At 69.7% G+C, this 17,875-nt stretch carries 17 protein-coding genes and 1 rRNA gene; 10 read left to right on the top strand and 8 right to left on the bottom strand.

Features of this window, described 5'->3' with window-relative positions; all coding sequences use genetic code 11:
* Positions 1–59 precede the first annotated feature (59 nt).
* Positions 60–1,928, bottom strand: a complete 1,869-nt coding sequence (locus ACFVT5_RS22795; protein ID WP_389890842.1) for a streptophobe family protein — start codon at positions 1,926–1,928, stop codon at positions 60–62.
* Positions 1,929–2,175: 247 nt separating this feature from the next.
* On the opposite strand from ACFVT5_RS22795, the gene ACFVT5_RS22790 reads away from it, so the two are divergent.
* Complete coding sequence (locus tag ACFVT5_RS22790; RefSeq protein WP_389890839.1) at positions 2,176–4,740, top strand: FHA domain-containing protein; 2,565 nt, start codon at positions 2,176–2,178, stop codon at positions 4,738–4,740.
* Positions 4,741–4,856: 116 nt separating this feature from the next.
* Here ACFVT5_RS22790 and ACFVT5_RS22785 read toward each other — a convergent pair whose 3' ends face one another.
* The 3 genes from ACFVT5_RS22785 to ACFVT5_RS22775 all read right to left on the bottom strand — a co-directional run bounded on the left by ACFVT5_RS22785 (position 4,857) and on the right by ACFVT5_RS22775 (position 7,784).
* Positions 4,857–5,591 carry a transglycosylase SLT domain-containing protein gene (locus tag ACFVT5_RS22785; RefSeq protein ID WP_389890836.1) on the bottom strand — a complete coding sequence of 245 codons (735 nt, stop codon included), beginning with the start codon at positions 5,589–5,591 and terminating at the stop codon, positions 4,857–4,859.
* Between the two features lie 355 nt (positions 5,592–5,946).
* The gene (locus ACFVT5_RS22780) at positions 5,947–7,035 is read right to left on the bottom strand and encodes an S-adenosylmethionine:tRNA ribosyltransferase-isomerase (RefSeq protein ID WP_389890833.1); all 1,089 of its coding nucleotides are present in this window, start codon (positions 7,033–7,035) and stop codon (positions 5,947–5,949) included.
* Positions 7,032–7,784: an SDR family NAD(P)-dependent oxidoreductase gene (locus ACFVT5_RS22775; RefSeq protein WP_389890830.1), complete on the bottom strand. Its 753-nt coding sequence runs from the start codon at positions 7,782–7,784 to the stop codon at positions 7,032–7,034. The genes ACFVT5_RS22780 and ACFVT5_RS22775 overlap by 4 nt, the downstream gene beginning before the upstream one ends.
* A gap of 224 nt (positions 7,785–8,008) precedes the next feature.
* Here ACFVT5_RS22775 and ACFVT5_RS22770 point away from each other — a divergent pair, with 224 nt between their 5' ends.
* The 4 genes from ACFVT5_RS22770 (at position 8,009) to ACFVT5_RS22755 (ending at position 10,731) form a co-directional block, all read left to right on the top strand.
* Complete coding sequence (locus ACFVT5_RS22770; protein ID WP_389890827.1) at positions 8,009–9,154, top strand: GAF domain-containing sensor histidine kinase; 1,146 nt, start codon at positions 8,009–8,011, stop codon at positions 9,152–9,154.
* Positions 9,147–9,791, top strand: a complete 645-nt coding sequence (locus ACFVT5_RS22765; protein WP_389890824.1) for a response regulator — start codon at positions 9,147–9,149, stop codon at positions 9,789–9,791. The genes ACFVT5_RS22770 and ACFVT5_RS22765 overlap by 8 nt, the downstream gene beginning before the upstream one ends.
* Before the next feature lie 190 nt (positions 9,792–9,981).
* Entirely contained in the window at positions 9,982–10,227 is a 246-nt protein-coding gene (chpE, locus tag ACFVT5_RS22760; RefSeq protein WP_389890821.1) for a chaplin ChpE, read from the top strand.
* Positions 10,228–10,491: 264 nt separating this feature from the next.
* Positions 10,492–10,731, top strand: coding sequence for a chaplin (locus ACFVT5_RS22755; RefSeq protein WP_389890818.1), 240 nt, complete (start codon positions 10,492–10,494; stop codon positions 10,729–10,731).
* A 109-nt stretch (positions 10,732–10,840) separates the two neighbouring features.
* On the opposite strand, the gene ACFVT5_RS22750 is transcribed toward ACFVT5_RS22755, so the two are convergent.
* Positions 10,841–11,629: a hypothetical protein gene (locus ACFVT5_RS22750; RefSeq protein ID WP_389890815.1), complete on the bottom strand. Its 789-nt coding sequence runs from the start codon at positions 11,627–11,629 to the stop codon at positions 10,841–10,843.
* A 129-nt stretch (positions 11,630–11,758) separates the two neighbouring features.
* On the opposite strand from ACFVT5_RS22750, the gene ACFVT5_RS22745 reads away from it, so the two are divergent.
* The 3 genes from ACFVT5_RS22745 (at position 11,759) to ACFVT5_RS22735 (ending at position 14,156) form a co-directional block, all read left to right on the top strand.
* Complete coding sequence (locus tag ACFVT5_RS22745; protein WP_389890812.1) at positions 11,759–12,550, top strand: ABC transporter ATP-binding protein; 792 nt, start codon at positions 11,759–11,761, stop codon at positions 12,548–12,550.
* Positions 12,551–12,633: 83 nt separating this feature from the next.
* The gene (locus tag ACFVT5_RS22740; protein ID WP_389890809.1) at positions 12,634–13,062 is read left to right on the top strand and encodes an NfeD family protein; all 429 of its coding nucleotides are present in this window, start codon (positions 12,634–12,636) and stop codon (positions 13,060–13,062) included.
* A 146-nt stretch (positions 13,063–13,208) separates the two neighbouring features.
* Positions 13,209–14,156 (top strand): SPFH domain-containing protein, encoded by a 948-nt coding sequence (locus ACFVT5_RS22735; protein WP_389890805.1) that lies wholly within the window; start codon positions 13,209–13,211, stop codon positions 14,154–14,156.
* 125 nt (positions 14,157–14,281) lie between these two features.
* Here ACFVT5_RS22735 and ACFVT5_RS22730 read toward each other — a convergent pair whose 3' ends face one another.
* The 3 genes from ACFVT5_RS22730 to ACFVT5_RS22720 form a co-directional block, all read right to left on the bottom strand.
* Positions 14,282–14,794 (bottom strand): HNH endonuclease, encoded by a 513-nt coding sequence (locus ACFVT5_RS22730; protein ID WP_389890802.1) that lies wholly within the window; start codon positions 14,792–14,794, stop codon positions 14,282–14,284.
* A 184-nt stretch (positions 14,795–14,978) separates the two neighbouring features.
* Positions 14,979–15,518 carry a YbhB/YbcL family Raf kinase inhibitor-like protein gene (locus ACFVT5_RS22725; protein ID WP_389890799.1) on the bottom strand — a complete coding sequence of 180 codons (540 nt, stop codon included), beginning with the start codon at positions 15,516–15,518 and terminating at the stop codon, positions 14,979–14,981.
* Positions 15,519–15,598: 80 nt separating this feature from the next.
* Positions 15,599–16,381, bottom strand: coding sequence for a sporulation protein (locus tag ACFVT5_RS22720; protein ID WP_389890796.1), 783 nt, complete (start codon positions 16,379–16,381; stop codon positions 15,599–15,601).
* A gap of 158 nt (positions 16,382–16,539) precedes the next feature.
* On the opposite strand from ACFVT5_RS22720, the gene ACFVT5_RS22715 reads away from it, so the two are divergent.
* Together ACFVT5_RS22715 and ACFVT5_RS22710 are read left to right on the top strand one after the other, a co-directional pair.
* Positions 16,540–17,181 carry a DNA-3-methyladenine glycosylase gene (locus tag ACFVT5_RS22715; protein WP_389890794.1) on the top strand — a complete coding sequence of 214 codons (642 nt, stop codon included), beginning with the start codon at positions 16,540–16,542 and terminating at the stop codon, positions 17,179–17,181.
* A gap of 522 nt (positions 17,182–17,703) precedes the next feature.
* Positions 17,704–17,875, top strand: a 16S ribosomal RNA gene (locus tag ACFVT5_RS22710); the annotation flags it as partial.

Genomic DNA, 17,875 nt, shown 5'->3' with positions numbered 1-17,875 from the left:
GACACCCCGCCGCCCGTCTCTGATCGGCTCCCTGATCAGCTCTCTGACCAGCTCTCCGATCAGCGGCGGCGCCCCGGCCCGGCGGGCGGTGGTCCGTCCTTCGGCCGGCGGGGTGGTGCGGGCGGCGGGGGCGCGGGCGGAGGTGTCGGCGGGGGCGGTGTCGACGGGGCTGCTCCGGCCGGCGGTGTGGGCGGTGGCGGTGGCGGTGGCGGTGGCGGTGTCATGGGGCCCACCATGGTCGGCGCGCTGGAGACATCGCCGGGAAGCCGCAGGTAGGGGTTGGTGTCGGGGTTGGGTGGCCGGTACGGGGTGGCGGGGGAGTAGGGGCCGTCCGAGCCCTCGTGGCCGCGCACACCGGGGGAACCCTGGGCGTCCCCGGACTGCCCGGCGTCGCCCGAACCCCCTGCGTCGCGGGAACCCCGGCCCCGGTGTCCGCCCGGCCCGCCCCGGCCGTCGTCGGAACCCGCGCGTCCCCGCCCGCCGAGAGCGAGCGGCGCCGCCCTGCTCCCGGCCGCTCCGGTCGCCCACGCCAGCAGCGCCCCGACCGCTCCGGCACCCGCACCCCACGCGGCCCCCAGGACCAGGGCAGCGCCACGGTGCCCGCGCAGATCGATCCCGGCGCCGAACGCGTCGAAGCCGAGGACCGAGAGCGAGGCGTCGACCGACAGATCCGTGAGCCATGCGAGCAGCGGCAGCGCCGGCGCCGTCACGACGCCGAGCCGCAGCGCGCACCGTCCCGCGAAACCGAGGGCGCCCGGCCCCCGGGTGCCACCGCCGTCGGGGCCTCGTACCGCCGCCCGGACGACCGGTGTACGGGCCGCCGTGAGGACGCCGGCGAGCAGCATCATCACCGCGACCGCGACGCCCAACAGCCATACCCTGTTGTCGAGTTCGGCCAATCGGCCCAGCGTGACCGGTTCGTCGGCGCCGACCCGGAGCAGCTCGTCGAGCGGGTCGGGCAGCAGCTTGGCCAGCTCGCCGGTCGCCTTGCCGTCCCAGGGGACGAACAGTCCGATGGGGACGCCGAGCCACACGCCGTTGGGTGCCCCGAGCAGCGCGGCGCCCGCGATCCGCTTCGGATGGTCGTCGCCGATCATCGCGTACGCCGCCGCCGCGAACCCGGCGGCGACCGCCGTCAGCAGGACGGTGACCAGCGCGGACACGACCGGGCGCACCATCCGGTGCACACCGCCCCAGGCGCGCGGCAGCGGCGTACGGCGCGATGCGAGCAGCGCGATCAGCAGGACACCGACGACCCAGAGCGCGCCGCCGACGAGCGTGGCGCCGGTGTCGACGGTGAAGCCGACCGCCGCCTTCGCACCGGCCAGATCACCGAGCCGGTCCGGCAACAGCGCCCCGATGTCCGGCAGTTGGTCCCCGATGCCGCCGGGTAGCGCGTCACCGGGCACCTGGTCGAGACCGAGCGCGGCGCCGTCGAGCGTGATGACGTCGTGCCCAGCCCACGCGAGGCCGCCGAGCGTCGCCAGGAACAGCGCGACCACAGTGCCCGCGCGCGCGGCGAGTTCACCGGACGACACCGTCGCGCCCAGCGCGCGCAGCGACCGCAGGAAGAAGAAGGACAGGAGCAGCGCGCCCACCAGGGAGACGCCGAGTGGCGTGATGTCGATGGCCGTGGTCGCCTGCGCGCCGTCCAGTCCGAACGCGGAGACGTCACCGGACGGTGTGACCGAGCCGCCCACGCCGAGCGCGACCGCCGCCGCCGTCATAGGCCCCAGCGATCCCGCCGCGTCCGCGCCGAGCAGATGCAGTCCGAGCGCGGCGACCCCCGCCATCCCGATCAGTGCCCAGCCGACCGAGGCCACCGCGGACAGCAGGACGTCCCCCCACCGCAGCCCTCCGCCGGCACCCCGCGCGCCGGCACCCCCCGTGCCGCCCCGGCCGCCGTTCCCGTAATCGCCGCTCTCCATCAGGCCCCCCCGATCAGAACCGCCGAAAACCACCCCACCGAAACGGCGTCCGCTCCGGTCGTGCGCTCCGTGCCCGATCCGCAAGACCCCTGAGCGTCATGGGCGGTTCCCACTCTCGGGGCGGGTTTCCCGACCGTCAACGGGCCGGGCGTTACGGCCCGTACGCAGTCTTCACAAGGCCCGACTTTCGGTCGGGTGCCTGAGCCTGAAATAGTTCCCCACGATGTTCGACATCCCTAGACTCCCCATGACGGGGCTACTTCGGGGGACAAATCACGTGGGGCATGGAGTGCCGGAACTCGTACTGGAATTGAACGGAAGAACCTGGACGCTTGATCCATCCAGGCCATACACCATCGGACGTGATCCGCAGGGTGACATCGTGCTCGACGACGCCCGGGTGTCCTGGCGTCACGCCACGGTCAGCTGGAGTGGCCGGAGTTGGGTCATCGAGGACCACGGCAGCACCAACGGCACCTTCGTGCAGGGCCAGCGCATCCACCAGTTGGAGATAGGCCCCGGCCTGTCGGTGCACCTGGGCAACGCGACGGACGGTCCCCGGGTCACCGCGCAGGGCACCGCCGCCGCCGTGGCCGCGCCGCAGCACCAGCAGGCGCCGCAGCATCAGCAGGCCGCGCCGCCCCAGCAGGGCTGGGCCGGTCAGCAGCAGCACGGTCAGCAGGCACCGCAGCACGGTCAGCAGCAGCAGGCCCCGCAGGTGCCGCACCAGCAGGGGCCGGGACCGGGACAGGGACCGGGCGGTGTCGCGGGGGCGCCGCCCGTCTATGGAGACCGCAGCCCCACGACGTTCCACCAGTTCTCGCTCGGCCGGGTGATGCGGATCGGCCGCGCCCTGGAGAACGAGCTGGTCGTCTCCGACCTCCAGGTCTCCCGCCACCACGCCGAGTTCCACGCGACGCCCGACGGCCGCTTCGAGATCCGCGACCTCGGATCGCACAACGGCACCTACGTCAACGGTATGCCGATGGCCAAGGGCGGCTCCGCGCTGCTCGGCCCGAACGACATCGTCGGCGTCGGCCACTCGACGTTCCGCCTGGTCGGGGACCGTCTCGAAGAGTTCGTCGACACCGGTGAGGTATCCTTCTCGGCCCGCCACCTCACGGTCACCGTGGACGGCGGCAAGCAGATCCTCAAGGACGTCTCCTTCGGTGTCCCGGAGAAGTCCCTCGTCGCGGTCATCGGCCCCTCGGGCTCCGGCAAGTCGACCCTGCTCAAGGCGCTCACGGGCTACCGCCCCGCCAACCAGGGCGATGTCCTCTACGACAACCGGAACCTGTACAAGCAGTTCGCCGAGCTGCGGCAGCGCATCGGTCTGGTCCCGCAGGACGACATCCTGCACAAGGAACTGACCGTCAAGAAGGCCCTCAAGTACGCGGCCAAGCTGCGGTTCCCCGCAGACACCAGCGAGCAGGAGCGCGAGCAGCGCATCGGCGAGGTGCTGCGCGAGTTGAAGCTGGACATCCACAAGGAGAAGCGGGTCACCTCGCTCTCCGGTGGTCAGCGCAAGCGGGTCTCGGTCGCCCTGGAGCTGCTGACGAAGCCGTCGCTGATCTTCCTGGACGAGCCGACCTCCGGCCTCGACCCGGGCATGGACCGCGATGTCATGCAGCTGCTGCGCGGCCTCGCCGACGACGGCCGTACGGTCCTCGTCGTCACGCACTCCGTGGCCGAACTGGCGATCTGCGACAAGCTCCTCGTGATGGCGCCTGGCGGATCCGTCGCGTACTTCGGCCCGCCGGAGGAGGCGCTGAACTTCTTCGGCTACAGCACATGGGCCGATGTGTTCTCCGCCTTCGAGAACTACCGCGACTACGACTGGGCGGGCCGCTGGAAGGGCTCGCAGCACTACCAGATGTACGCCGCGGACATCGACGCCGTGGCCGCCCAGTCGGTGCAGATGCCACCCCCGCAGGCGGTGCGTCCACCCAAGCCGCAGGGCTGGGGCTCGCAGTTGTTCACGTTGGTCCGCCGCTATGTGTCGGTCATCGCGTCCGACAAGGGCTTCATGGCGCTGATGCTGATCCTGCCGGCGGTGCTCGGCGTGGTGAGCATGCTGATCGATCCCGACCAGGGCCTGACGGCCAACCCGCCGCGGGCCAACGGCACCCTGGTCCCGAACGGCACCGCCCCCACCGTGCTGCTGATCCTCGCGGTGGGCGCCTGTTTCTCGGGCGCCGCCAACTCGGTCCGTGAGCTGATCAAGGAACGGGTGATCTATGAACGGGAGCGGGCCACCGGCCTGTCCCGCTCGGCGTATCTCATGTCCAAGGTCATCGTCCTCGGCGTGATCACCGTGGTCCAGGGCGCGATCATCGGCGGTATCGGTTTCTCGCTGCGGGAGATCCCCAAGGAGGGCGTTGTCCTCGGCGGTCTCACGCTCCTGGAGCTGTCGCTGCCGATCATGGCGCTCGGCTTCGCCTCGATGATGTTCGGCCTGGTCATCTCCTCGCTGGTGAAGACCGCCGAGAAGACCATGCCGCTCCTGGTGATGTTCGCGATCGTCCAGGTCGTCTTCACCGGCTGCCTCTTCATGCTGAACGGCAGCGTCGGAGTCAACGAGTTCTCGTATCTGATGCCGTCGCGCTGGGCGGTCGCCGCCGCGGGCGCCTCGCTGGACTTCAACCGGGTCAACCCCAACACGGACGACCCGACCAACACGGACCCGCTGTGGGACCACGAGGCGTCGACCTGGCTGATGGACATGGGCGCGCTGCTGGTGCTCGGCGCGCTCTGCGGGGTCCTTGTGGCCCGCTTCCTGCGCCGCCATGAGCCCGAGGTGATGCGCAAGTAACGCACGGTCACCGCGGAGCGTCGCGGTGACCGGCCATGCCGAAGGGCGGCACCCCGTGCGGGTGCCGCCCTTCGGCGCTGCTGCGGCGCTGAGCCCCGGGAGGTCCGGAGAAGGGCTCAGTAGGCGCTGAAGACGTTGTCGATCGAGCCGTAGCGGTCGGCGGCGTAGTTGGCCGCGGCCGTGATGTTGGCGACCGGGTCGTAGATGTCGTTCGGCGTGCCGGGGACGTGGTACGTCTTGAACGTCGGCGGGATCACCTGGAGCAGGCCCTTCGAGGGGATGCCGTTCTGGGCGTTGATGTCCCAGTTGTTGATGGCGCGCGGGTTACCGCTCGACTCCCGCATGATGTTGCGGTGCAGGCCGTCGTACGAGCCCGGGATGCCCTGCTGCTTCATGATGTCGAGGGACTCGCGGATCCAGCCGTCGAGGTTGTTCGTGTACGACACCGCGCGGGCGGAGACCGAGCGGCTGGCGTCGTTCGTCTGCTGCCGCGACGCGTTCGCGTCGGCCTTGGCCTGCTCGGCCTTGGCGGCGACGTCGGCCTCCTTCTTGGCGGCCTCGTCGCTCTGCGTCTTCAGATCGGCGGCGACCTTGACCTTCTGGTCGGCGCCGGCCAGCTGGTCGGTGACGCCGGCGTGGACGTCCTTGACCTGCTGCGAGCTCTGCAGCAGTGAGAACGCGACCGGAGCGGCGGACACGTCCTGGGAGTCGGCGCTTGCGGAGGCCGGAACGAGCGAGAACGCGAGAGCCGCGGCACCGAGCGTCGCCACACCGGCGATCGAGAGCTTGTGGGTCTTGGTCAGCGTCAGCGTCGAGCGACTATGACCAGGAATGGCGGTGTTCTTGGACATGGTGGGGACCTCTTCGAATAGCGGAGGTCGCTCGCGGTCCGGTGGGGACAGATGTTTCCGACACAAGCGCCGGGGGTAAGACCCCGCAGCGCCGAGCGACGTTGGCCATTCTTAGCGGTCGCAAAATTCGCTGGCAATCATGTGACGTACGAAGCCGGATAGTGGATCAGGGTGCCGGAGTTCACCCGGAATTCGGGCTTCCGCCCCGCTGACAAGACCTTTATCCCGATACTAGGGACCTTCGTACGTGACCTGCGTCCTATGCTCGGCGTCACATCGGGCGCGTAACAGTCTCACCAATGGTTGCCTTGGCAATGCGGAACGTAATAATCCATCTGCCCGGTTATGTCCGGAATTACGGAAATAGGAGGTGTAGGTCTCCGAATTCATGCCACAGATACAGGCCCCTCAGGGCCTCGTCATAACTCCGGGCCAGCGCCGCCCGCCCCGCGATCGCCCGGAGCATCAGCAGATGTGACGCCTCCGGCTCGTGCAACCCGGTCAGCAGCCCGTCCACCACCCGCACGCCCCGCTCCGGCGTCACCACCAGATCCGTCCACCCCGCCGCACCCCGCACCACCCCGTCCATGCCCGCCGCCGACTCCACCGCCCGCACCGCCGTCGTCCCCACCGCGATCACCCGCCCGTCGCCCGCGCGGGCGACGTTGATCAGCCGCGCCGACGGCTCCGGCACCTCGAAACGCTCCGGATACGGCGGCTCGTGCGCCTCCACGGACGCCACCCCCGTATGCAGCGTCACCGGCGCGAACCGCACCCCCCGGATCACCAGGTCCGTGACCATCCGCGCCGTGAAGGGCCGCGACGCGCTCGGCATCTCCGCACTGCCCGCACCGTCCGGCGTGTCCAGCGCGAACACCGACTGGTACACGGACAACGGCTGATCCCGCTCCGTGTACGCGTACCGGATCGGCCGCCCGTAGCCGCGCAGCAGCCCCGGCACGTCCCGCGGCGACACCCGCGCCCACCACAGCCGCGCTCCCGCCGCGGACCCCGCTCCCGCCCCTGTGAAGGCCCCCAAGGGCTCCTCCAGGACCAGCCGCGCACCGCCCGGCAGGCACACCACCGTCCCCGCGGGTCCGCCCGCCCGCGCGCGCGTGGTGCCCCGCCCGTCGGGATCCCGCACCTCGACGGCCCACCTCCCGTCGTCCCCGCGCGTCGAGAAATGCACCACCACGCGCGCGTGGGCGATCCGGCCGTCCACCGCCGCCGCCAGCGTCGGCGAGGTGTTGACCACCAGGAGGTCACCCGCCCGCAACAGCGCCGGCAGCTCCCCGAACGCGTGATGCGTCACCTCCGTACCGTGCGACACGAGGAGCCGCACCGCGTCCCGGTCCAACCCCGGCCCCCGCTGCTCCGCCGGCACCCGCGCGGACAGCTCGTCCGGCACCCGGATCCGCAGTCCCGCCGCGTCCCCCACCGTCATCGCGCGTCCCCGGCGACCGACGGCTCACCCGACGGCTCTCCCGGCGCCGGGAGAGCCGGCTCCAGCAGGGCGGGCGCCGCGTACCGGCCGCTCGCCGGACGCCGGTCAAGCAGCCGCAGGAACGCCGGCACCACCGCCCGGGGCAGCGGACGCCCCGAGTCGTCGTCCACCGGCACAGCGGCCCGGTACAGATCCGTCCGCATGTCACCCGGGTCGACCGCCCACACCCGCAGCCCCGGCTCCTCCACCGCGAGCACCGCCGACAGATGATCCAGCGCCGCCTTCGACGCCCCGTACCCGCCCCACGTCTCGTACGGCTCCGCCGCCGCGTCCGAACTGACCGTGATCACCGTCCCCGCGCGCGAGGCCCGCAACAACGGCAACCCCTCCTGCACCAGACCGAGCGCCGCCACCACATTCGTCTCCAGCGCCGCCCGCAACCCCGCCGGCGGCAACGCGTCCAGCCGCACCAGCGGCTCCGCGCCCAGCGCGCTCGCATTGCTCACCAGCAGATCAAGACCGCCCAGATCCCGGGCCACGGCCACCAGCCGCGCCCGCAGCGCCGCGTCCCCGACATCCCCGGCCACCGCCTCCACGCGCGTGCCGTACACCCGCAGCGCACCGGCCGTCGCCTCCAGCACAGCCGCGGTCCGCGCGTTCAGGACCAGGTCCCAGCCACGCTCCGCGAGCGCCGCGCCGAGCGCACGCCCCAGCCCCTTCGACGCCCCCGTGATGATCGCCACCGGCATGACAGTCCATCCCCTCTTCCGTCCCCGCCGGCGCACCCGACCGGCCCGCCGGCGACTGACCCCAACGTAGGAATGAGCAGGTCCCGGGCGCCTCGGACAAGCGCCGCAAACCCAGGGGTCCCTTCGTCCTAGGGCCGGCCCGCCGCGCCCTAGGCCCAGCGTCCCAGCCGACCGCGGCCACAGGTCCGATACGCACTGTCACAGCCCGCCGGTACGGTGAAACCATGAGTCACGCCCCACGCTCCGGCCTCTACGCGGTGAGTTCCGCGCTGCTGGCCATGAGCAGACACCTGGAGGTCCGCGACGTCCTCAAGACGATCGTCGCCTCCGCCCGCGAACTGCTCGACGCGCAGTACGCGGCGCTGGGCGTGCCCGACGACCACGGCGGCTTCGCCCAGTTCGTCGTCGACGGCGTCAGCGACGAACAATGGCGCGCCATCGGCCCGCTGCCCCGCCAGCACGGCATCCTCGCCGCCATGCTCCACGGCGAGAAGACCGAACGCCTCGCCGATGTCCGCAAGGACCCCCGCTTCGAGGGCTGGCCCTCCGCCCACCCCGACATGTCCGACTTCCTGGGCCTGCCCATCCGCGACGGCGACGAGACCATCGGCACCCTCTTCCTCGCCAACAAGAACCGCTCCAAGCCCGACGGGACCTGCGGCTTCACCGAGGACGACGAGGAACTCCTGTCGATCCTCGCCCAGCACGCCGCCATCGCCCTCACCAACGCCCGCCTCTACGAGCGCAGCCGCGAGCTGACCATCGCCGAGGAACGCTCCCGCCTCGCCCACGAACTGCACGACGCCGTCAGCCAGAAACTCTTCTCGCTGCGCCTCACCGCCCAGGCCGCCGCCGCCCTCGTCGACCGCGACCCCACGCGCGCGAAGGGCGAACTGCACCAGGTCGCCGCACTCGCCGCCGAGGCCGCCGACGAGCTGCGCGCCGCCGTCGTCGAACTACGCCCCGCGGGACTCGACGAGGACGGCCTCGTCGCCACCCTGCGCACCCACGCGCAGGTACTCGACCGCGCCCACTCCGCGCGCGTCACCTTCACCAGCGGCGCCCTGCGCGCCCTGCCCGCCGCGCAGGAGGAAGCCATGCTCCGCGTCGCCCAGGAAGCCCTGCACAACGCGCTGCGGCACTCCGGCGCCGACCGGATCGACATCCGCCTGGAGCGCCGCGGCCAGGGCGCCGTGCTGCGCGTCACCGACGACGGCACCGGCTTCGAACCCCGCACCGTGCGCCGCGCGGGACGCCATCTCGGGCTCGTCTCCATGCGCGACCGCGCCGGCGGCGTCGGCGGCACACTGACCGTCACTTCGGAGCCCGGAAAGGGCACCACGATCGAGATGGAGGTCCCCGGTGGCTGACAAGAGGATTCGCGTGCTCCTGGTGGACGATCATCAGGTGGTCCGCCGCGGACTGCGCACCTTCCTGGAGGTCCAGGACGACATCGAGGTCGTGGGCGAGGCGTCGGACGGCACGGAAGGCGTCGACCAGGCCCAGCAACTCACACCGGACGTCGTCCTCATGGACATCAAGATGCCCGGCATGGACGGCGTCGAGGCCCTGCGCCGCCTGCGCGAACTGGACAACCCCGCGCGCGTGCTCATCGTCACCAGCTTCACCGAACAGCGCACCGTGGTCCCCGCCCTGCGCGCCGGAGCCGCCGGGTACGTGTACAAGGACGTGGACCCCGAAGCCCTCGCCGGAGCCATCCGTTCCGTGCACGCCGGGCATGTCCTGCTCCAGTCCGAGGTGGCTGGCGCCCTCCTCTCCCAGGAGGACACCCACACCGGGCACGGCAGGGCGGGCACCCTCACCGAGCGGGAGCGGCAGGTTCTCGCCCTGATCGCCGACGGACGCTCCAACCGCGAGATCGCCCGCGCCCTCGTCCTCTCCGAGAAGACCGTCAAGACCCATGTGTCGAACATCCTCATGAAACTCGACCTCGCCGACCGCACCCAGGCCGCCCTGTGGGCCGTACGACACGGTGTGACCGGCTGAGCTGTGGTGTGACCGGCTGATCCGCGCTCCGGCGCGCACCACCCGGAGCGAAAGCGGATAGTTCCCCTCCGGGATGAGATTCATACCGTCGTGTGGATGTCCCCCGAATGGCGCATCCTCCGGGGCCCCGGGCCGTTCTCCATGACGTGCCGCGACGAACGGTCGCGGCCACCACGAGGAGGACCCAGAAGTGAAGAACCTGAAGAAGGCCGCTGCCGTCACGATGATCGCGGGCGGTCTGGTCGTCGCCGGCGCCGGTCTCGCCTCCGCCACGGACGGCGCGCACGCGGGCGGCAAGACCGTGCACTCCCCGGGCGTCGGCTCGGGCAACCTGGTCCAGGCTCCGATCCACATCCCGGTGAACGCGGTGGGCAACACCATCAACGTCATCGGTGTGCTCAACCCGGCCTTCGGCAACCTCGGCCTGAACCACTGACGAAGCCCCTGGTCCGCCAGTGACCACCGGCCCCCCGGCATGACCAGGGGGCCGGTCGCGTTCTCCCGGGTGCGGGGTGCGGGGTGCGGGGTGCGGGGTGCGGGGTGCGGGGTGCGAGGTACGTGGGCCTTCCATCGTTTCGTCGGCCTATTGCTCCGATCGGGCCGAACGAGGGGGCGCCCCGTGTCGTCCGCGGGGGGCGCACGGTTCTCACCGTGCGACCCGCGGCTGGGTCGCAACGCATACCCAGGAGGAGCAGTCCCCATGAACATCGCCAAGAAGGCCGCCCTGGCCGTCGCCGTCGCCGGTATCGCCGCGGGCGCCTCCGCCGGAGCGGCAGTCGCCGACGCGGGCGCCGAAGGCGCGGCCATCGGGTCGCCCGGTGTCGCCTCGGGCAACAACATCCAGATGCCCGTCCACATCCCCGTGAACGTGGTGGGCAACTCCGTCAACGTCATCGGCCTCCTGAACCCGGCCTTCGGCAACGCGGGCGCCAACCACTGACGCAGCCCCACCCCCAGGAACCGGCCCCACGGACGCGATCCGCGGGGCCGCTCCCATGCCCACCCGAACCCGCCGGACGCCGCCCCACCTCGCGTCGCCCCACCTCGCGTCACCGCACCTCGCGCTGCTCCACATACGCGTTGTACGCCGCCACCTGCGCACGCCGTGCCGTCCGCTCCACCGGACGCAAAGCCCCCGACCGCGCCGCCATCTCCGAAGCGCTCACCGCACCCCCGTGCCCGTGTTCGTACTCGTACGCCACCGACACCAGCAGCCCCACCCGCTGCGCCAGCTCCAACACCCGTACCGCACGCGGCGGATACCCGGGAGCCAGCACCTCGCGGCCCCGCTCCGCCCGCGCCCGGTACGCCTCCACCGCCGCCTCGGCGACCGGACCCGAACCCGCCACGTCCAGCCGGGACAGCGCCTCGGTCGCGTCACGCAGCGCCTCCGCCAACTCCCGCTCCGCCTCACCCAGCGACGGCACATCCGCGGGCGGCGCCTCCCGCACCGGCAGACAGTGCCACACGACCTCCACGTGCACATCGCCCGCCGGACCCACCTCGGACACCTCCGGTACGAGACCGAGCGCGGCGCCCTGACAGACCACCGCCTCCTCCGCCTCCAGAGCGCGCGCGTTGAACTCGGGCGGCCCGCTGAGCCCCAGCGGGTGCCCCGGCACGGGCAGCGCCACCCGCAGCCCGGTCACCCCGAGGGCCCGCAGCCGCCCGAGGGCGAGCGTCAGACCGACCGGCCCGGATTCGCCGGGCAGCCCCTCGACCCGATGCACCGCGTCCTCGCCCACCATGGCGAGCACCGCGTCATCCGGTGAGACAAAACCGGCCAACAGGGCATTTCCCCAAGCCGCCAACCGTCCAGAGCGTGGTTCCGAGAGCATGGAACCCACCCTAAGGACCGACCGATGGAACAGTCCGCCCAACCGGTGGCGTAGGTTTTCCCTGGGGACTGCGTCCACCGACGCACACGAACCCGCCCGGCCGACACTGCAAGGGGAGACAACGCGCTCATGAGCGATGTACTGGAGCTGGTGGACGTATCAGTGGTCCGCGAGGGCCGGGCTCTGGTGGACCAGGTCTCCTGGTCGGTCAAGGAAGGCGAGCGCTGGGTCATCCTCGGCCCCAACGGCGCCGGAAAGACCACCCTCCTCAACGTCGCCTCCAGCTACCTCTTCCCGAGCACCGGCACCGCCACCATCCTCGGCGAACAACTCGGCCGCGTCGACGTCTTCGAACTCCGCCCCCGCATCGGCATCGCCGGCATCGCCATGGCCGAAAAGCTACCCAAGCAACAGACCGTCCTCCAGACCGTCCTCACCGCCGCGTACGGCATGACCGCCGGCTGGCACGAGGACTACGAGGACATCGACGAACAGCGCGCCCGCGCCTTCCTCGACCGCCTCGGCATGAGCGACTACCTGGACCGCAAGTTCGGCACCCTCTCCGAAGGCGAACGCAAGCGCACCCTCATCGCGCGCGCGCTCATGACCGACCCCGAACTCCTCCTCCTCGACGAACCCGCCGCAGGACTCGACCTCGGCGGCAGGGAAGACCTGGTCCGACGCCTGGGACGCCTCGCCCGCGACCCCATCGCACCCTCCATGATCATGGTCACGCACCACGTCGAGGAGATCGCCCCCGGCTTCACCCACGTCCTCATGATCCGCCAGGGCAAAGTCCTCGCCGCGGGCCCCCTCGAACTCGAACTCACCTCACGCAACCTCTCCCTCTGCTTCGGACTGCCCCTCCTCGTCGAACAGCGCGGCGAACGCTGGTCCGCCCAGGGCCTCCCGATGACCTGACCCACACCCCCCGAACCACCCCCGCGCCACTGACCTGATCGGAGCCCTGTCCGCGAACCGACTCCCGGACCTACCATGACCACGTGGACATCGAAGCGTGGGTGTGGTGGCTGATCGGAGCGGTCGGGCTGGGCATTCCGCTGGTGGTGACCGCGATGCCCGAATTCGGCATGCTCGCCGCCGGCGCAGTCGCCGGCGCCGTGACCGCGGGACTCGGAGGCGACATCGTCCTCCAAGTCCTCGTCTTCGTCGCCGTATCCGTCGCACTCATCGCCGTAGTCCGCCCCATCGCGGGCCGACACCGCTCCCAACGCCCCGAACTCGCCTCAGGAATCGACGCGTTGAAAGGCAGACAAGCCGTCGTACTGGAACGCGTCGACGGCACCGGCGGACGCATCAAACTCGCCGGAGAAGTCTGGTCCGCCCGCGCACTCGACAGCGACCAGGTCTACGAAGCGGGACAACAGGTCGACGTCGTCGACATCGAAGGAGCCACCGCCATCGTGGTGTAACTCCCCACCGCCGCACGGCCCTTCGGACCCCCGGGCCGCCAACGCCAGGTCAACCGAACGTCGTACGCACCACGCGACCGTCTGACAGACTCGACCAGCAAGATCTTCAAGCAGAACCGCGGCAGAGAAGGGTACGGGGAGCCACGATGCAACCGATCATCATCGTCCTGATCATTCTGGTGGTGCTGGTCTTCATCGCCCTGATCAAGACCATCCAGGTGATCCCACAGGCCAGCGCCGCCATCGTCGAACGCTTCGGCCGCTACACCCGCACCCTCAACGCGGGCCTCAACATCGTCGTGCCCTTCATCGACTCGATCCGCAACCGCATCGACCTGCGCGAACAAGTCGTCCCCTTCCCGCCCCAACCGGTGATCACCCAGGACAACCTGGTCGTCAACATCGACACCGTCATCTATTACCAGGTCACCGACGCCCGCGCCGCGACCTACGAAGTCGCCAGCTACATCCAGGCCATCGAACAGCTCACCGTCACCACCCTCCGCAACATCATCGGCGGCATGGACCTCGAACGCACCCTCACCTCACGCGAGGAGATCAACGCGGCCCTGCGCGGCGTCCTCGACGAAGCCACCGGCAAATGGGGAATCCGCGTCAACCGCGTCGAACTCAAGGCCATCGAACCGCCCACCTCCATCCAGGACTCGATGGAGAAGCAGATGCGCGCCGACCGCGACAAGCGCGCCGCGATCCTCACCGCCGAAGGCATCCGCCAGTCCCAAATCCTCACCGCCGAAGGCGAGAAGCAGTCCGCCATCCTGCGCGCCGAAGGCGAGGCCAAGGCCGCCGCCCTCCGTGCCGAAGGCGAAGCCCAGGCCATCCGCACCGTCTTCGAATCCATCCACGCCGGAGACGCGGACCAGAAACTCCTCGCCTACCAGTACCTCCAGATGCTCCCCAAGATCGCCGAAGGCGACGCCAACAAACTCTGGATCGTCCCCAGCGAAATCGGCGACGCCCTCAAGGGCCTGTCCGGCGCCATGGGCAACTTCGGCCCCCTGGGCGGCCCTTCCGGCGGCCAACAGCCCACCGCGAAGGGCACCGAGCGCCGCGAATCGCCCCCCCTCGACTGACGACCGGACTCCCGCACCACCGGACTTGCGCACGACCGGACGACTGGGTACGCCAAGGCGCCCGCCTCCCCAAGGAAGCGGGCGCCTCACGCACGTAACAACACGACACACCACAAGGACGACGCCTACGCGGCCACCCGGCCCGACGCCAACCACTCCGGCAGCGCCTCCCGACCGTCCTGCCCCAACGCCAACAGCATCGCGTCCGCCGGCGTCGGCTCGAACGGCGCCCGCAGCAACGGCATCCCCGCCTGCTCCGGCGTACGGTCCGCCTTACGGTGATTGTCCTCCGCACACGACGCCACCGTGTTCAACCACGCATCCGCACCACCCTGCGCCCGCGGCACCACATGGTCCACCGTCGTCGCCCGCCGCCCGCAGTACGCGCACCGGTGCAGGTCCCGGATCAGCACACCCCGCCGCGACCACGGAGCCTGTCTTCGAAACGGCACCCGCACATACCGGCACAACCTGATCACCCGAGGCACCGGAAGATCCACCGCAGCCGCACGCACACGAAGCCCGGGGTGAGCCTGCTCCACAACAGCCTTGTCCTGAAGCACCAGCACGACAGCACGGTTCAACGACACCGTCGACAACGGTTCAAAGCTCGCATTCAGCACCAGCGTCCCACGCATCTCGCCCACCTCCCGTACGCACCGGCCCACCCCTTGGCGGGCTGGAACACAACTCTGGCCGCGCACGCCGAGATGGACAACGCAATATCGCGCTCACCGGGAGCCACCCCCCAGCCCCCCACACAAAAAAATGCCCGCCCCCGATCACTTCCATGACCAGAGGCGGGCAAACACTCAGTGAACGTCAGCCCTCCGCCGAAGCCGCATACACCCCGACCAACTGCGCACGCCCCAACGTATGGAACCGCAGATTGAAACCGACCACAGCGGGCGACGCCTCCGCGTCCGGACCCAACCTCTCCTGGTCCACCGCGTACACCGTGAACACATACCGGTGCGCCGGATCCCCGGGCGGCGGCGCCGCCCCACCGAAGTCCCTCGTCCCGTAATCGTTCCGCACCTGCACGGCACCCTCGGGAAGCCCCTCGAACTTCCCACTGCCCGCACCCGCCGGCAACTCCGTCACCGACACCGGAATATCGAACACCGACCAGTGCCAGAACCCACTGCCCGTCGGCGCGTCCGGATCGAAACACGACACCGCGAAACTCTTCGACCCCGCCGGGAAACCCTCCCACCGCAACTGCGGCGACGTGTTCCCACCAGCGTAGACCTGAGCGTCCTTCAGCACCGCACCCGCCTCGACATCCTCACTCACCACCGTGAACGAGGGCACCCGCGGATGGAAGTCATGGGGAAGCGGCGGCCTCTTGGGCTCGGTCACCTCGGCACCTCCTGGATCTGGAACGGAAACACCCTGCCGGAACGGCATCACCGCGACCGGCGACACCGCACCGCCCGAGCCTAGAACCAGTTACGCCGACTACCGACCTCCGACAGCCACTGGTTCAGATATCCCGCCCAATCCGTGCCCTGGAAGTCCTGCAACCCCACCGTGAACGACCGGAACGAGTCACTGCCCTCACTGAAAAGCCCCGGCTTCTTGTCCATCTCCAGAACGACATCCATCTCACGGTCGTCCGCCACGAACGTCAACTCAACCTGGTTCAACCCCCGGTACTGCTGCGGCGAGAAGAACTCGATCTCCTGATAGAACGGCAACCGCTGCCGCGTCCCCCGGATGTGCCCCCGCTCCATGTCCGCACTCTTGAACCGGAAACCCAACTGCCCGAACGCGTCCAGAATCGCCTGCTGCGCCGGCAGCGGATGCACATTGATCGGGTCCAGATCACCCGAATCCAGCGCCCGCGCGATCTCCAGCTCCGTCGTCACCCCGATGTTCATCCCGTGCAGCCGCTGCCCCGCGAAGCTCGTGATCGGCGTCTCCCACGGAATCTCCAACCCGAACGGCATCGCGTGCACCGCACCCGCCTGAAGCTCGAAAGCACCCCCCAACCGCACCTTCGTGAACTCGACGTCCTGCTTCAGCTCCTGATCATTGCCCTCGACCTCGACCCGCGCCTGCAACCCGACCGACAGACCCTGGATCTCCTGGTTCACGGAGCCGCCCTGGATCCGCACCTCACCCTGCACGACCCCACCCGGGACCACATTCTCCTCGGTGAGCACCGTCTCCACCGAAGCACCGCCGGCCCCCAGGCTCGCCAGCAACCGCTTGAACCCCATGACTCTCCTCCCCAGGCTGCGCGCCTGTGGTCTGGTGTGAAACCTCGATCCCTACCAACGCGAACCGGGCCCAACCGGTTCCGCGCCCACACCCTCGCGCGCCGGACCGTTACCTGACCACCCCGGCGCGCGTACCAGGTGCACTACGCTCGTACAGCATGATCGCGGCCCCCGACCACCTCCCCCTCGCCCGAGAGTTCTTCGACCGACCCGTCCTCGACGTCGCCAAGGACCTCCTCGGCCGCACCCTGATACGCACCACCCCCGACGGCCCGATCGCCCTCCGCCTCACCGAGGTCGAGGCATACGCCGGCGAAGCCGACCCCGGCTCACACGCCTACCGAGGCCGCACCGCCCGCAACGGCGTGATGTTCGGCCCACCCGGACACGCGTACGTCTACTTCACCTACGGCATGTGGCACTGCCTCAACCTCGTCTGCGGACCCGAAGGCCGACCCAACGGTGTCCTGCTCCGCGCCGGCGAGATCACCGAGGGCGCCGAACTCGCCCGCAAACGTCGACTCTCGGCCCGAAACGACAAGGAACTGGCCAAAGGACCCGCACGCCTCGCCACCGCCCTCGACGTGGACCGCGCCCTCGACGGCACCGACGTCTGCGCCGGCCACGGCTCCCCGCTCACCATGCTGCACGGCACCCCGGTACCGCCCGACCAGGTACGCAACGGTCCACGCACCGGAGTCAGCGGCGAAGGCGGCGTCCACCCATGGCGCTTCTGGATCGCCAACGACCCTACGGTGAGCCCTTATCGGGCCCATACGCCCCGACGCCCCCGAACTTGACTCGTCCCGGACAGGTCCGTAAGGTAGCCCGAGCCGCTTGACCCGGGTACGGCGTTTCGCCAGCAGCCGGAAGCGGCCAAACCACTACCTACGACCACACCTCAGCGGGTGCTTATTTCGCATGCCGAAATTCGAATCCGCGACACTCAATTATGAGTTGCCGAGGGAATCGGTTAGCGTAGTGAATGTCGAAAGGCCGCAAGGCCAAAGACAATGCAGGTCCCGCCGACCGGGAATCGGAGCCGAAAGGGTCTGATAGAGTCGGAAACACCGAAGGGAAGCCCGGAGGAAAGCCCGAGAGGGTGAGTACAAAGGAAGCGTCCGTTCCTTGAGAACTCAACAGCGTGCTAAAAGTCAACGCCAGATATGTTGATACCCCGTCCATCCAACGGTGACTGTTCTGTTGCCGGTGGTGGTCGAGGTTCCTTTGAAGAAAAAACACAGCGAGGACGTTGTGGACGGTCGGATTATTCCTCCGACGGTCCCGCTCTCGTGCGTGTCGAACCGGATTACCGGTAAGCATTCACGGAGAGTTTGATCCTGGCTCAGGACGAACGCTGGCGGCGTGCTTAACACATGCAAGTCGAACGATGAAGCCTTTCGGGGTGGATTAGTGGCGAACGGGTGAGTAACACGTGGGCAATCTGCCCTTCACTCTGGGACAAGCCCTGGAAACGGGGTCTAATACCGGATA

Source organism: Streptomyces sp. NPDC058001 (assembly GCF_042886315.1).
Taxonomy (GTDB): Bacteria; Actinomycetota; Actinomycetes; order Streptomycetales; family Streptomycetaceae; genus Streptomyces.
The sequence above is the reverse complement of the archived record's forward strand: the minus strand, read 5'-3'. Positions and strand labels throughout refer to the sequence as shown.

Bases quoted from the DNA above. Each gene is read 5' to 3' on its own strand.
- ACFVT5_RS22795 (WP_389890842.1), bottom strand. From the start codon at position 1,928: ATGGAGAGCGGCGATTACGGGAACGGCGGCCGGGGCGGCACGGGGGGT.
- ACFVT5_RS22790 (WP_389890839.1), top strand. From the start codon at position 2,176: ATGACGGGGCTACTTCGGGGGACAAATCACGTGGGGCATGGAGTGCCG.
- ACFVT5_RS22785 (WP_389890836.1), bottom strand. From the start codon at position 5,591: ATGTCCAAGAACACCGCCATTCCTGGTCATAGTCGCTCGACGCTGACG.
- ACFVT5_RS22780 (WP_389890833.1), bottom strand. From the start codon at position 7,035: ATGACGGTGGGGGACGCGGCGGGACTGCGGATCCGGGTGCCGGACGAG.
- ACFVT5_RS22775 (WP_389890830.1), bottom strand. From the start codon at position 7,784: ATGCCGGTGGCGATCATCACGGGGGCGTCGAAGGGGCTGGGGCGTGCG.
- ACFVT5_RS22770 (WP_389890827.1), top strand. From the start codon at position 8,009: ATGAGTCACGCCCCACGCTCCGGCCTCTACGCGGTGAGTTCCGCGCTG.
- ACFVT5_RS22755 (WP_389890818.1), top strand. From the start codon at position 10,492: ATGAACATCGCCAAGAAGGCCGCCCTGGCCGTCGCCGTCGCCGGTATC.
- ACFVT5_RS22750 (WP_389890815.1), bottom strand. From the start codon at position 11,629: ATGCTCTCGGAACCACGCTCTGGACGGTTGGCGGCTTGGGGAAATGCC.
- ACFVT5_RS22745 (WP_389890812.1), top strand. From the start codon at position 11,759: ATGAGCGATGTACTGGAGCTGGTGGACGTATCAGTGGTCCGCGAGGGC.
- ACFVT5_RS22735 (WP_389890805.1), top strand. From the start codon at position 13,209: ATGCAACCGATCATCATCGTCCTGATCATTCTGGTGGTGCTGGTCTTC.
- ACFVT5_RS22730 (WP_389890802.1), bottom strand. From the start codon at position 14,794: ATGCGTGGGACGCTGGTGCTGAATGCGAGCTTTGAACCGTTGTCGACG.
- ACFVT5_RS22720 (WP_389890796.1), bottom strand. From the start codon at position 16,381: ATGGGGTTCAAGCGGTTGCTGGCGAGCCTGGGGGCCGGCGGTGCTTCG.
- ACFVT5_RS22715 (WP_389890794.1), top strand. From the start codon at position 16,540: ATGATCGCGGCCCCCGACCACCTCCCCCTCGCCCGAGAGTTCTTCGAC.